This is a genomic window from Salipiger bermudensis (genome assembly GCF_019801965.1).
Classification (GTDB): domain Bacteria; phylum Pseudomonadota; class Alphaproteobacteria; order Rhodobacterales; family Rhodobacteraceae; genus Salipiger; species Salipiger bermudensis_A.
Genome location: NZ_JAHVIA010000008.1, coordinates 74,308 through 86,980, shown reverse-complemented (window position 1 = coordinate 86,980; position 12,673 = coordinate 74,308). Strand labels below are relative to the sequence as shown.

General features: G+C 68.5%; 10 protein-coding genes. 3 read left to right on the top strand and 7 right to left on the bottom strand.

Annotation, left to right across the window (positions count from 1 at the left end; all coding sequences use genetic code 11):
* Nucleotides 1–10 precede the first annotated feature (10 nt).
* From KUV62_RS17790 to KUV62_RS17765, 6 genes are all read right to left on the bottom strand, one after another.
* Entirely contained in the window at nt 11–817 is an 807-nt protein-coding gene (locus KUV62_RS17790) for a segregation and condensation protein A (protein ID WP_222605081.1), read from the bottom strand.
* Nucleotides 817–1,845 (bottom strand): glycoside hydrolase family 3 N-terminal domain-containing protein, encoded by a 1,029-nt coding sequence (locus tag KUV62_RS17785; RefSeq protein ID WP_261395743.1) that lies wholly within the window; start codon nt 1,843–1,845, stop codon nt 817–819. The genes KUV62_RS17790 and KUV62_RS17785 overlap by 1 nt, the downstream gene beginning before the upstream one ends.
* Nucleotides 1,821–2,831 carry an SPOR domain-containing protein gene (locus KUV62_RS17780; protein WP_222605080.1) on the bottom strand — a complete coding sequence of 337 codons (1,011 nt, stop codon included), beginning with the start codon at nt 2,829–2,831 and terminating at the stop codon, nt 1,821–1,823. Before KUV62_RS17780 ends, KUV62_RS17785 begins: the two co-directional genes overlap by 25 nt.
* A gap of 100 nt (nt 2,832–2,931) precedes the next feature.
* The gene (gene argS / locus KUV62_RS17775) at nt 2,932–4,674 is read right to left on the bottom strand and encodes an arginine--tRNA ligase (protein WP_222605079.1); all 1,743 of its coding nucleotides are present in this window, start codon (nt 4,672–4,674) and stop codon (nt 2,932–2,934) included.
* A 257-nt stretch (nt 4,675–4,931) separates the two neighbouring features.
* Complete coding sequence (locus KUV62_RS17770) at nt 4,932–6,788, bottom strand: cation:proton antiporter (RefSeq protein ID WP_222605078.1); 1,857 nt, start codon at nt 6,786–6,788, stop codon at nt 4,932–4,934.
* A 123-nt stretch (nt 6,789–6,911) separates the two neighbouring features.
* Complete coding sequence (locus KUV62_RS17765; protein ID WP_222605077.1) at nt 6,912–8,084, bottom strand: deoxyguanosinetriphosphate triphosphohydrolase; 1,173 nt, start codon at nt 8,082–8,084, stop codon at nt 6,912–6,914.
* Between the two features lie 113 nt (nt 8,085–8,197).
* On the opposite strand from KUV62_RS17765, the gene KUV62_RS17760 reads away from it, so the two are divergent.
* Nucleotides 8,198–8,521 carry a HesB/IscA family protein gene (locus tag KUV62_RS17760; protein WP_222605076.1) on the top strand — a complete coding sequence of 108 codons (324 nt, stop codon included), beginning with the start codon at nt 8,198–8,200 and terminating at the stop codon, nt 8,519–8,521.
* A 291-nt stretch (nt 8,522–8,812) separates the two neighbouring features.
* Here the strand turns inward: KUV62_RS17760 and KUV62_RS17755 are convergent, their stop codons facing one another.
* On the bottom strand, nt 8,813–9,817 hold the full coding sequence (locus KUV62_RS17755) for a DUF1214 domain-containing protein (protein ID WP_222605075.1): 1,005 nt from the start codon (nt 9,815–9,817) through the stop codon (nt 8,813–8,815).
* A 390-nt stretch (nt 9,818–10,207) separates the two neighbouring features.
* On the opposite strand from KUV62_RS17755, the gene KUV62_RS17750 reads away from it, so the two are divergent.
* The gene (locus tag KUV62_RS17750; RefSeq protein ID WP_222605074.1) at nt 10,208–10,693 is read left to right on the top strand and encodes an Lrp/AsnC family transcriptional regulator; all 486 of its coding nucleotides are present in this window, start codon (nt 10,208–10,210) and stop codon (nt 10,691–10,693) included.
* A 544-nt stretch (nt 10,694–11,237) separates the two neighbouring features.
* Nucleotides 11,238–12,644, top strand: a complete 1,407-nt coding sequence (locus KUV62_RS17745; protein ID WP_261395762.1) for an NAD-dependent succinate-semialdehyde dehydrogenase — start codon at nt 11,238–11,240, stop codon at nt 12,642–12,644.
* Nucleotides 12,645–12,673: the final 29 nt, after the last annotated feature.

The window sequence follows — 12,673 nt, the reverse complement described above, 5'->3', positions numbered from 1 at the left end:
GCCGGTGCCGTCAGTCTCGGTCATGGCGGGTCTCCCGTTTGCGCAGCTGGATCGGCGCGAAGGTCTCGGATTGGCGGATCTCGGCATGGCCCTCCTTCACCAACTCGAGCGAGGCGGCGAAGGTGGCGGCGGTGGCGGAGCGCCACTTCACCGGGTCGGCTTCCCAGCCGTCGGGCAGCCAGGAGGAGATATCGGTCCATTGCCCGGCGAAGCCCAAGAGCCCGCGCATCCGGTCGAGCGCCTGCTCCATGGTGTAGACGCTCTCGCGGTCCATCACGAAGGGGCGGAACTCGTCGCGAGTGCGGATCCGGGCATAGCCCTGCATGAGGTCCATCAGCGTGGCGGTGTAGCGCACCCGGCGCACCCGCTCCATGTCCTCGGGCAGGCCGCGGGCGAAGAAATCGCGCCCCAGCCGGTCGCGGGCCATCAACCGCGCGGCGGCATCGCGCATTGCCTGCAGCCGCTCGAGCTGGAAGGCCAGATGCGCCGCCAGCTCCTCGCCCGAAGGGCCCTCTTCGGTCGGATCGGGCGGCAGCAGCAGGCGCGATTTCAGGAAGGCGAGCCAGGCAGCCATGACGAGGTAGTCGGCGGCCAGCTCGATGCGCAGCGCCTTGGCGCGCTCGACGAAGGCGAGATATTGCCGCGCCAGCTCCAGCACCGAGATCTTGCGCAGGTCGACCTTCTGGGTCCGCGACAGGGTCAGCAGCAGGTCGAGCGGGCCCTCGAACCCGTCGACATCGACGATCAGCGCCTCGGCGGCCAGCCGCTCGGCGACGCTCAGCGTCTCGACAGTGCTGTCAAATTCCTCGTCTGACATCAGGCGGTCTCGGGCAGAAGCGCCTCACGCTCGGCCTTGAGCGCCACGATGTCAAGCTCGGCGGGCGCGCTGCGGGCCTCGAGCGCCGCCTCGGCGCGTGTCTGCGCCGCGGGGCTCATGCGACCAGCAACCTCCATCAGGGGCGCCATCTCGGCCATGTCGCCGTTGCAATGCAGCACGCAATCGCAGCCGGCAGCCAATGAGGCCGCGCCACGCTCGGGCACGGTGCCCGAGAGCGCCTGCATCGAGATGTCGTCGGTCATCAGGAAGCCGGTGAATCCGATCTGCTCGCGGATCAGCCGGATCATCCCGGGATCGACGGTGGCGGGCGCGGTGTTGAGCCCCTCGAAGACCAGATGCGCGGTCATGCCGAGCGGCAGGTCGTGGAACGGACGGAAGGCGGCGAAATCGACGGCCTCGAGCTCATCGCGCGGGGCGGAGATGCGCGGCAGGTCGAGATGGCTGTCGAGCTGGGCGAGCCCGTGGCCCGGCAGGTGCTTGATCACCGGCAGCACGCCGCCCTGCATAAGACCGTCGGCCACCGCGCGGCCAATCTCGGCCACACGCTCCGGGGACTCACCATAGCAGCGGTTGCGCAGGAACGGATGCGTGGCATCGCGCGCCACGTCGAGCATCGGCGCGCAATTGCCGTCGATGCCGAGGCCACGCAGCTCGAGCGCGGTGATCAGGAAGCGCAGCCGCATGGCCTCGGCGGCGGTGTCGCCGAAGCGGGCCACGTCATCAAGCGGCGGCAGCCATTCGGTGGCCAGCGGCGGGCGCAGGCGCTGCACCCGGCCGCCCTCCTGGTCGATGAAGATCGGCGCGTCGCGGCCGACCGCCTCGCGCAGCTCGGCGGTCAGCGCGCGGATCTGCGCGGCGCTTTCGAGGTTGCGCGCGAAGAGGATGAAGCCGAACGGGTCGGTGCGGGCGAAGAAGCGTCGCTCCTCCGCAGACAGGCGCAGCCCCTCCGGGCCGAGGATCGCCGCTCCGAAGCTCTGGCCGCTCACCGGGTCGTCACCGGGATGCAATCGGCGTTCTCGGCGACGAAGGCGGCGCAGAAGCGGCGCGCGTCGGAGAGATCGGCGAAGCCGTGGGCGCGCAGGCGGTAGAAGATCCGCCCGCCGGAGGTGGCGCGCTCGATGACGCGGGACTTGCCGTCCATGAACTCGCCGAAGCGCGATGAGAAGCGCTGCCATTCGCTGCGCGCGGTCTCGGGGCTGTCATAGGCGCCGAGCTGGGCCAGGCGGGTGCCGGCAGGGAGCGTCGACGGGTCGATCTCGCTGGGGCCCTGCTGCGCCGCGATCGCCGCGGCCACCGCCGCCTCCGGCGAGGGGCCGGAGGTGTCGAGCGCGGCGGGGCGGCTGGACGGGCGCAGCGAGCGCACCAGCGCGCCCGGCGGTCCGGTCAGCGCCGCGACCTCCTCGGAGGCTTGCGCCTCCTCCTCGGCCGCGGGATCGACCAGCGTGGTCTGAACGTCGGGGCTCTCCCCGGGGGCAAGCGCGCTCAGCGGCGCCGCGTCGGCGGCGATCTGGTCGGCCAGCGCGCGGATCATGTCGGCGCTGTCGGTGGCGGCTTCGGTGCCCGCAACAGCCGGACTTTCGGGATCATCCTGCGCCGTGCCGGGCGCGGCGGGTACGGCTGCGCGCGGCGTCGGCTTGGGAAGCGCGGCCAGCGGCAGGTCCTCTTCGCTGAGCCCCGCCGGTTGCGGCGCGAGAAGCAGCTGGTCCGGCACCGGCGCGGCGAGGCCGGTGCCGGCCACGTCATTGACCGCGAGCCCCTGGTGATCCGCCATGGTGCCGCCGGGATCCTCGGGCGCGATACGCATCGGCCCCTCCATCGCCTGCACCACGGGGATGCCGGTCACGTCCCGCATCACCAGCTTGTAGCCCCAGACGCCGACGCCGGCGATCAGCGCCAGCGACACCGCGGCGCCCGCCCAGTTGGTGAGCGTCGCGATCCTGGTCCCGGTCGGCGCCGGCTCGTCCGCGGGCGCGTCATAGGTGAAATCCGCCATTCTGCCTCGCTGCCCCGCGCCGGCCTCGCCTGATCTCGTCGGGCCGGTCTGCGGGTGTTCTGCTCTGCCCGTTGTCCCGGGGCGGCGCGGCATTCTTGGCTCAGCGCATTTCTTCCACCGGGGTCACGCCCAAGATACCAAGGCCGGCGGAAATGACAACCGCGACCGCCCGGGCGAGAGCGATTTTGCTCTGGGTCGTGGCGGCATCGTCTTGCAGGAAGCGCAGCTCCGGCTCGTCGTGGCCCTTGTTCCACAGCGCGTGCAGGTCGGAAGCCAATTCATTGAGCCAGATCGCGACCTTGTGCGGCTCGTGGCCCTTCGCGGCGATCTCCACCAGGCGCGGCCATTCGGCCAGCTTCTTCATCAGCCCGAGCTCGGCCTCGTGGCCCAGCACCGAGACATCCGCCGAGGCCAGCGCCGCGTCAGAGACATCGATCCCCGCCTCGGTCGCCTTGCGCATCACCGAGCAGATCCGGGCGTGTGCGTATTGCACGTAGAACACCGGGTTCTCCTTCGACTGCTCCACCGCCTTGGCGAAGTCGAAATCGAGCGAGGCGTCGTTCTTGCGGGTCAGCATGACGAAGCGGGTGACGTCGGGGCCCACCTCCTCGACCACGTCGCGCAGGGTGACGAAGGTGCCGGCGCGCTTCGACATCTTGAACGGCTCGCCGTTCTTGAACAGCTTGACCAGCTGGATCAGCTTGATGTCGAGCGGGGTCTTGCCGTCCGACAAGGCCGAAACGGCGGCCTTCATGCGCTTGACGTAGCCGCCGTGATCGGCGCCGAACACGTCGATGAGCTGGTCGTAGCCGCGGCTGATCTTGTCGTAGTGATAGGCGATGTCGGGCGCAAAATAGGTCCAGGCGCCGTCGGATTTCTTGATCGGCCGGTCGACATCGTCGCCATGCTCGGTCGATTTGAACAGCGTCTGCTCGCGCGGCTCCCAATCCTCGGGCTTCTTGCCCTTCGGCGGCTCCAGCACGCCGCGATAGATCAGCCCCTTGGCATCGAGCGCCTCGATCGCCGCCTCGATCCGACCGGTACCGTAGAGCGACTTTTCGGAGTAGAACATGTCCATCTCGACGCCGAGCAGCTTCAGGTCGGCGCGGATCAGGGCCATCATCTCGTCGGTGGCGAAATCGCGTACCTTCTCGAGCCAGACCTCCTCGGGCTGGCCGACATACTTGTCGCCGACCCGCTCCCTGAGCTTCTCGCCCACCGGGATCAGGTAGTCGCCCGGGTAGGTGCCGTCGGCAAACTCGACCTCGTGGCCCTGGGCTTCGAGATAGCGCAGGTAGACCGAGCGCGCGAGCACATCGACCTGCGCACCGCCATCGTTGATGTAATACTCGCGGGTCACGGCGTAACCGGCGAAATCGAGCAGGCTGGCCAGCGCGTCGCCGAACACGGCACCACGGGTGTGGCCGACATGCAGCGGACCGGTCGGGTTGGCCGAGACATACTCGACATTGACCTTGGCGCCCTGCCCCATCTGCGAGCGGCCGAAATCGGTTCCGGCGGCGAGCACGCCCTGCGGCAGCTGCTGCCAGACAGAGGGCGCGAGCCGGAGGTTGAGGAAGCCCGGCCCGGCCACCTCGGCGCTGTCGACGCGCGGGTCGGCGGCGATCTTCGCGGCCAGCGCCTCGGCGATGTCGCGCGGCTTGGCCTTGGCAGGCTTGGCCAGCACCATCGCGGCGTTGGTCGCCATGTCGCCATGCAGCGGGTCTCGCGGCGGCTCCACCGTCACGGCGGCTGTGGCGAGGCCCTCGGGCAGCGCGCCCTCGGCCTGCAGCGCCTCGATCGCCTGAAGGACAAGCGCGCGAATATCGGTGAAGAGGTTCATGTCAGCGTCTCCATACGGTCGGCGTTCCCTCTACCACTTCGGCGCGCAGCGTCAAATGGCCTGCGCCGCGCGGGCTGCAAGGCCGGTATGTGGGGGCGCTGCCCCCGCCCGCGCGGCCCGCGCGGACTCCCCCGAGGTATTTGCAAACCAGAGAAGACGGGAGCGCGGCGCCCCTGTCTTCTCTTCGTCAAAAATACTCCCGCCGGAGGCAGCCCGGCGCTTGCGGCCCGGAGCGCCTCTCGGACAGGGCGGCGCGCTCAGGCGCTCTTCATCGTGTCCTGTCCGTTCTCGTCGCGGCGATCCTCCTTGCGCTCCTGTCGTTTGGGCGCGAGGAACAGCAACCGCGTGCCCTCGGTCTCCTTGACCTTGTCCTCGGGGCCGAGCAGGCGCAGCGTGCCGTTGGGGCCGAGATCGGCGACCGGCACCGCCTCCGGGTTGGTCTCGCGCCACTGCGCCAGCGGGAACTCTTCCGAGAGCTTGGTCACGCGGAACTCCCAGCCCTCGGCCAGCCGCGCATTGGCCTCGAAATAGGTCTCGTCGGCGGCGAATTTCTGCCCGCCGAGGGTCGGCGGCAGGGCGTGGCGAGCCGAGGTCTCGCGCACGCGCTTGAGCTGGAACACGTGCTCGCGGCCGAACTCCGGCGCGAGGTCGGTGGCGACCAGCGTGTTGTAGGCATCGTTGTCGGTGGCGGCGATGACCTTGTCGTAGGTGACGAAGTCGAGCTTGTGCTCGGCGGCCTCCGACAGAATGTCGCCCCAGAAGGTCTCGAGCCCCGCCTCGCGCGCGCTGCGCAGATGGGCGCGGTTGGGATCGGCGAGCAGCACCGGCAGGTCGAGTTTCCTGAACGCCAGCCCCAGCGCCACCGACCAGCGCGAGCCGCCGACGATCATCACCCCCGGCGTCTCGGTGGCGGTGAGGCCCAGCAGCCGCGCCATCGGCGTCAGGGTGAAGCCGTGCAGCACCACGGTGGCCGCCACCAGCGCGAAGGCCAGCGGCGCGATGCGCTCGGCATCGGCGATGCCAAGCGAGGCGAGCCGCTCGCCGAAGAGGCCCGCCACCGCCACCAGCACCACGCCGCGGGGCCCGGTGAAGGCCACCAGCAGGCGCTCGCGCCAAGGGATGTTGGAGAACCCAAGCGCCGCCAGCACCGGCAGCGGACGCGCGATCAGGATCACCACCGCCACGAACAGCGCCGCGCCCCAGTCGAGCGACAGCAGCGTCTCGCGGCTCATGTTGGCGGCGAGCAGGATAAACACGCCCGAGACCAGCAGGATCGTCGCATGCTCCTTGAAGCGGCGCAGCTCGGCATAGCTCGGCAGGTTGGCATTCGCGATCCAGAGCCCCATCACGGTGACCGCCAGCAGACCGCTCTCGTGCAGCAGGCTGTCGGAGAGCGCGAAGACCCCGAGCAGCAGCACGAAGAGCACCGGCACCTTCATGTATTCCGGCACCAGCGCGTTGCGGAAGGCGCGCGCCAGCCCCCAGCCGCCCGCCACGCCCAGCGCGATGGCCACCGCCACGCCGAGCACCATCTGCAGTACCGCGTCGCCCGCCGTCTCGGCATTGTTGAGCACGATGACCACCTCGAAGGCGAGCACCGCCGCCAGCGCGCCGACGGGATCGTTGACGATGGCCTCCCATTGCAAGAGCGCCGCCGGGCGGCGCTTGAGCCGGGCCTGCCGCAGCAGGGGCGCGATCACAGTGGGGCCGGTCACGATCATGATGCCGCCGAACACCGCCGAGACCTCCCATGACAGCCCCGCCGCCCAGTGCAGCGCCGCCGTCGAGGCGGCCCAGCCCAGCGGCCCACCGACCAGCACCAGCCGACGCACGCCGGTTGCGGCGTCGCTGAGGGACTGGAAGTTGAGCGTCATGCCGCCCTCGAAAAGGATGATCGCAACCGCGATGGCGAGCATCGGCTGCATCAGCCGTCCGAAATCCTCCGAGGGGTTGAGCACGCCGAGCCCCGGCCCGATCGCCAGGCCGGCCACCAGCATCAGTACGATGGCCGGCATCCGAAGCCGCCAGGCCAGCCATTGCGAGCCCACGCCCAGCGCGCCCACAAGGGCAAATCCGATCACCGGGTCGAGCCCCGAGGTTTCCGCCACTGCCATCGTCGTCCTTTCGCCAGTCGGCTGCCCGAGCGGGCATACGCAAGGGCGCGCAGGCTCGAGGCCCACGCGCCGGACACCATCAGATGTGCCGAAAGTGGTTTCTGTCCAGTAAAGACGCGCGGATCAGCGCACGTCGTGCAGGATGTCCACGCCCATCAGCCGCGAATGCGCCTGCAGCGCGTAGCGGTCGGTCATGCCGGCAATGTAGTCGCAGACCAGCCGCGCCAGCGCGGTCTCGTCCTCGGCGGCGGCGATCTCGACATGCCAGCGCTCGGGCAGCAGCGAGGGGGTCGCCATGAACAGCGGGAAGAGATCGGTCACCACCTGCGTGACCTTGGTGCGGATCTCCATCACCGAGGGTGCGCGATACATGCGGCGGAACAGGAAGCTCCGGATCTCTTTCAGCTGCACCCACATGTCATCCGAGAAGGCGATGACCGGGCGACCAAGATTGCGGATCGCCTGCGGCCCCTCGGGAGCGGCGGCCTCGAGACGGACGCGGCTGGTGTCGATCACGTCGGAGACCATGTAGCCGAACACCCGCCGCAGCGCCTCGTGGCGGCGGCGGTAGACATCGAGCCCGGGATAGAGCCGGTCGACCTCGGCATAAGCCGGACCGATCAGCGCGAGCTCGGCGATCTCTTCTTCGGTGAACAGCCCGGCGCGCAGACCGTCCTGCAGATCGTGGTTGTTGTAGGCAATGTCATCCGACAGCGCCGCCACCTGGGCCTCGCCGCTGGCATGGGTGTGCAGCTCGAGATCGTGGTGGGCGTTGTATTCCGCCAGCGTCACCGGCAGCTCCTCGCCTTCCGCCAGCGGCAGCAGCGGGCCGTTGTGCTTGGCGATGCCCTCGAGCGTGTCCCAGGTCAGGTTGAGCCCGTCGAACTCGGCGTAGTGGCGCTCGAGCGAGGTGACGATGTGCAGCGCCTGGGCGTTGTGGTCGAATCCGCCATAGGGCGCCATCAGCTCGTGCAGCGCGTCCTCGCCGGTATGGCCGAAGGGGGTGTGGCCGAGATCATGCGCCAGCGCCACCGCCTCCGTCAGATCGGTGTTGAGGCCCAGCGCGTTCGACATCGTGCGCGCCACCTGCGCCACCTCGATCGAATGGGTCAGCCGGGTGCGGAAGAAATCGCCCTCATGCTCGACGAAGACCTGGGTCTTGTGCTTGAGCCGCCGGAAGGCCGAGGAGTGGATGATGCGATCCCGGTCACGCTGGAAGCAGGAGCGGAACGCGCTCTCTTCCTCGCTGACGCGGCGGCCGCGCGCGTGCTGTGGATCGCAAGCGTAGATCGCCATGCGCTATCGCCTTCATGTCTGCCGCGGGCCGGATCGTTTCGCCCGGTTGCCGCCTGTCCTTGAGATCCCTATATTCGACAAGTCCGCCAAGATAAACCGTTGGGAGTCTTGCCATGAACCTGCCCCCCAAAGTCACAGACCGTGCCTTTGCCCGCCTTCACGAGATCGGCGCCCATGCCCAGGGAAAGGCCCTGCGCGTGGCCATCGAGGGTGGTGGCTGCTCGGGCTTCCAGTACGAGATCAAGCTCGACGACCCGGCCGAGGACGATCTGGTGCTCGAGGGCGCCGGCGAACAGGTGGTGATCGACGAGGTCTCCCTGCCCTTCCTGACCAACGCGGTGATCGATTTCTCGGAAGAGCTGATCGGCGCGCGCTTCGTCATCGAGAACCCCAACGCCACCAGCTCCTGCGGCTGCGGCACCAGCTTCTCGATGTGAGGCCGGGCGCAGGGCCTCGCCCAGCGCACCTCCCCCGATCTACGCGCCATGACAGGCCCGGGCCCGCCGCCCGGGCTTTTCGCTGCGCGGGGCCTTTGCATGGCAGGCCCCCTCCTCTCTCGCGCTCCACGACAGGTCTATGCCAGCCGCAATGGCGCAGCCGAGGCCCGACACTGCCGGACAGCGCCATGAAGACCAGAGGGCGCTCTTGCAAGGCCTGCCCCCCCTCGGGAGACGGCTCGGATCCCGATACCGCTTCGCCGCGATCAGCGGGAGCGGTGGCCCGCCCCTCTATCCCGGCATCGCTTCCACATCGGGGAGCGCGTAGCTGCGCTCCAGCACGGCATCGCCCGGACGGTAGATCCGCATCAGGAAATTCCAGCCCTCGCTGATGTCCACCCGGTTGGGCTGCGCGCCGCAGAGCGCTTCGGAGCCGTAATGGACCGTGAAGGTGCCGTCCTCGTTGAGCGTGACATTGCGGTCATTCACGATGTTGTTGTCGCTCTCCATGAACCCGTCCGCGCCGTAGACGGTGATCGACCAGAACGCATCGTTGGGCGGCACCTCGTAGGTCGCGGTGTAGCAGACCTCTGCCGAGGACGGGCCGGTGTAGTTGATGTAGACGGCATCCTTCTCGGGAAAAAGCCCCCATGCCCCGGCGGCGGCCAGCTGGCGCGTCTCCTCGTTCACCTCTCCGCGCGGCCCCATCCAGTCGGGTTCGTACTGCGCGAAGTTCTGGAACTCCTGCTCATACCCGGCGCGCAGCGACAGCATGCTCTCCAGGTCCCATTGCGGTTCGGGAAAGAGATCGTGGCTCGACGCCTCGATCACGAAGGCGTTCTGCAGGTCGTTGACGAGGGCAATGTCCTCGGGGTCGTCCGGGTCCATGATCTGGATGCGCATGAGAAGCGAGACGTACTTGGTGTCGTCCGGGATCTCGTGGGTGCCCGGCTCGTAGAACACGATCGGCGCATAGTGATCGTTGTCGACGACGAGGATCGAAAAATAGCGGTCATCGGGGAAGTCGGGGATGGTGATCGTCGCGCCTCCCTCCGTGTCGACGACCGAGCCCGCATAGAGCGTATCCCGGTTCATGCGAACGACATCCTGCGCATCGAGCGGCGTCGGCTTTCGAATGTAGAAGAAGCGGTTGACGTCATTGCCCGCGTTGGCCTGAAACTGCGCAAAGGCCATGTCCGTCTCGGCACGGATATAGGTTTCCGGCGTAACGGTCTCTTGCGCAAGTGCGGCTGCCGGGATCGAGCTGGCTGCGAGAAGGAACAGGGCGGATCTCATGTGCGGGTCTCCCGTTTCAACGTCCGATACGGCCATTGCTCCATTGTGAAGCGCGGGTGTCAATGCGCAATATTCGCCTCTAGCGTGTCAAAGCCCCGCCCTGAATGCCGGAGGCTCCACCGCCCATCGCCCCGGGTTCGCGAGACCTGCTAGCCTGCTCTCGAAGATCGCCGCTTCGACCCGCCAAGGAGAGGCGCCCGTCCCGAGGCCGCGCTTCCGCTCCGCCCGCTGCCCGCCCCGGGACGCCCCCCCTCGCCGCCGCTTCGCGCCGCCCCGTTCTTGGACCGGCTGCCCACAGCGTCCATCCCGCGCAGCCCAACCAGCCGCCCCGACATCCCTCCCTTGCTTCGCTCGATTGACAAACCGCCCCGGTGCCGGAACAAGCGGGGGATGCAGTCCACCCGCCTCGATCACAGAGACATCGCCATCCTCGCCACTCTCAGCCGCGAGGGCCGCATCGCCAAGACCGAGCTGGCGGCGCGGGTGAACCTCTCGCCCACCCCCTGCTGGGAGCGCATGAAGCGGCTCGAGAAGGCCGGCTACATCACCGGCTACCGGGCCGAGATCGACCTCGCCTCCCTCGGCCCCCATGTGCAGGTCTTCGTCACCGTCGAGCTCGAGAGCCACAAGGCCGAGAGCTTCCAGCTCTTCGAGCGCACCGTGGCCCGAATGGACCAGATCACCGGCTGCTGGGCCATCGGCGGCGGCTATGATTATCTCATGCAGGTGGTGACCACCGATGTCGCCACCTTCCAGGAGATGATGGACGGGCTGCTGGAGAGCCGCGCGGGGGTGCGGCGCTACTACAGCTACATCGTCACCAAGCCGGTGAAGGCCGATCCCCCTGCCATGGGACTGCTGCGCGGCGCCGACTGAGCGCAGCGCGAGACAGGCAGAGATTTCCTCTCCGCTCTTCAGAGACACCCGCTCCAGCAAGCTGAGGCACGCGGACCGCCCTGCCGTTCAGCCGCCCCCGGACTGCGGTAGATCGAAAGGAGCGTCACCGTGGAGCCGGCAAAACCCGATCCTCCCGCCCATGGGCTGCCAAATGGTGTGGCCACACGACCGGAGATAACCTCTCCGCTCTGGTGAGAACGCCAGTCTATCCACGAAAGAGGCAAGCCCCAACGCGCTGCGGATCGGCCGGCCCGGGCAGCGGGACATTTCCTGCAACGTCCTACGCCGCCGTCGAAGACCAATCTCCCGCGATGCGCCTGCTCTGCCCCATTGGGGGCCGAGAGTGATCAGCAGAGAAATCCTCTCCGCAGCGCAGCAAAAACGGAGAGAAACTTTCTTCACCCGCGAGAAACTCCGGAGAAATCCTCTCCCGCGCCCGACGCAGTCTGAGGGCATCCAGGAGGTGTTGCCCATGACCGATCTCTCGAACAGCCCGACCCTCGGCCTTGCCGATCCCGGCCTCATGCCCAATGCCGGCGACTTCCCCGGTGGTGGCCGTCTCGCCGTGCGTGACCCGGCCACCGGCCAGCTCGTCGCCAAGGTGGCGATCAGCGAGGCCGACGGTGCCCGCGCCGCCGTCGATGCCGCGGATGCCGCCTTTGCCGACTGGGCGCTGACCCTGCCGCAGGACCGCGCCGCGATCCTGCACCGCTGGCACGCGCTGATCAATGAGGCCAAGGAAGACCTCGCCCGCATCATGGTCGCCGAGCAGGGCAAACCGATCTCCGAGGCCCGGGGCGAGATCGACTACGCCGCGAGCTTCGTACAGTTCTACGCCGAGGAAGCGCTGCGCCCGAACATCGAGGGCGTCACCAGCCACCTGCCCGATGCCGAGATGGAGCTCTGGCGCGAGCCGGTGGGGGTCGCAGCCCTCGTCACCCCGTGGAACTTCCCCTGCGCGATGATCACCCGCAAGGCCGCCGCAGCACTTGCCGCCGGCTGCACCGTGGTGATCCACCCCTCCGCCGAGACGCCGCTCTCGGCGCTTGCGCTGGCCGAGCTGGCCCGCCGCGCGGGCTTCCCTTCGGGTGTCGTCAACACGGTGATCGGCGACGCTGCCGCCATCGTCGGCGAATGGACCGCCGACAGCCGGGTGCGCGCGCTGTCCTTCACCGGCTCGACCGAGATCGGCCGGCTGCTCTATCGCCAGTCCGCCGACACGGTCAAGCGGCTGGTGCTCGAGCTTGGCGGCCACGCGCCGTTCATCGTCTTCGACGATGCCGATCTCGACCGCGCGGTGGCCGAGGCGGTGAAGGCCAAGTTCGCCACCTCCGGGCAGGATTGCCTCGGCGCCAACCGCATCTACGTTCAGCGCCCCGTCTATGACGAATTCTGCGCCCGCTTCACCAAGGCGGTGGAGGCGCTCACCATGGGTCACGGCATGACCGACCCCGAGATCGGCCCGCTGATCCACGAGCGCGCCATCGAGAAACAACAGGCGCAAGTCGCGGACGCGCTGGCCAAGGGCGCCAGACTTCTTGCCGGGGGCACGGTCTCCGAGGCGCATGGCCCGCTGTTCTTCCAGCCCACGGTGCTGGCCGACGTGCCCGATCATGCCGCGATCATGTCGGAAGAGAATTTCGGCCCCGTCGCGCCGATCACGCCCTTCGATGACGAGGCCGAGGTCATCGCCCGCGCCAACAACACCGAGTACGGGCTCGTGGCCTACGTCCACAGCCTCGACCCGCGCCGCATCTACCGCCTCACTCGGGCGCTGCAATTCGGCATGGTCGCGGTCAACCGCACCAAGGTCACCGGCGCGCCGATCCCGTTCGGCGGCACCAAGCAATCCGGGCTCGGCCGCGAGGGCGCCCGGCAGGGCCTCGAGGCCTTCACCGACATCAAATACGTCTGCCGCGACTGGGGCTGAGCCCCACGCGCCCATCGACAAGACCACCA

Excerpts from the sequence above, each read along its gene's own strand:
- KUV62_RS17790 (WP_222605081.1), bottom strand. The coding sequence starts at position 817 with ATGTCAGACGAGGAATTTGACAGCACTGTCGAGACGCTGAGCGTCGCC.
- KUV62_RS17780 (WP_222605080.1), bottom strand. The coding sequence starts at position 2,831 with ATGGCGGATTTCACCTATGACGCGCCCGCGGACGAGCCGGCGCCGACC.
- argS (WP_222605079.1), bottom strand. The coding sequence starts at position 4,674 with ATGAACCTCTTCACCGATATTCGCGCGCTTGTCCTTCAGGCGATCGAG.
- KUV62_RS17770 (WP_222605078.1), bottom strand. The coding sequence starts at position 6,788 with ATGGCAGTGGCGGAAACCTCGGGGCTCGACCCGGTGATCGGATTTGCC.
- KUV62_RS17765 (WP_222605077.1), bottom strand. The coding sequence starts at position 8,084 with ATGGCGATCTACGCTTGCGATCCACAGCACGCGCGCGGCCGCCGCGTC.
- KUV62_RS17760 (WP_222605076.1), top strand. The coding sequence starts at position 8,198 with ATGAACCTGCCCCCCAAAGTCACAGACCGTGCCTTTGCCCGCCTTCAC.
- KUV62_RS17755 (WP_222605075.1), bottom strand. The coding sequence starts at position 9,817 with ATGAGATCCGCCCTGTTCCTTCTCGCAGCCAGCTCGATCCCGGCAGCC.
- KUV62_RS17750 (WP_222605074.1), top strand. The coding sequence starts at position 10,208 with ATGCAGTCCACCCGCCTCGATCACAGAGACATCGCCATCCTCGCCACT.
- KUV62_RS17745 (WP_261395762.1), top strand. The coding sequence starts at position 11,238 with ATGCCCAATGCCGGCGACTTCCCCGGTGGTGGCCGTCTCGCCGTGCGT.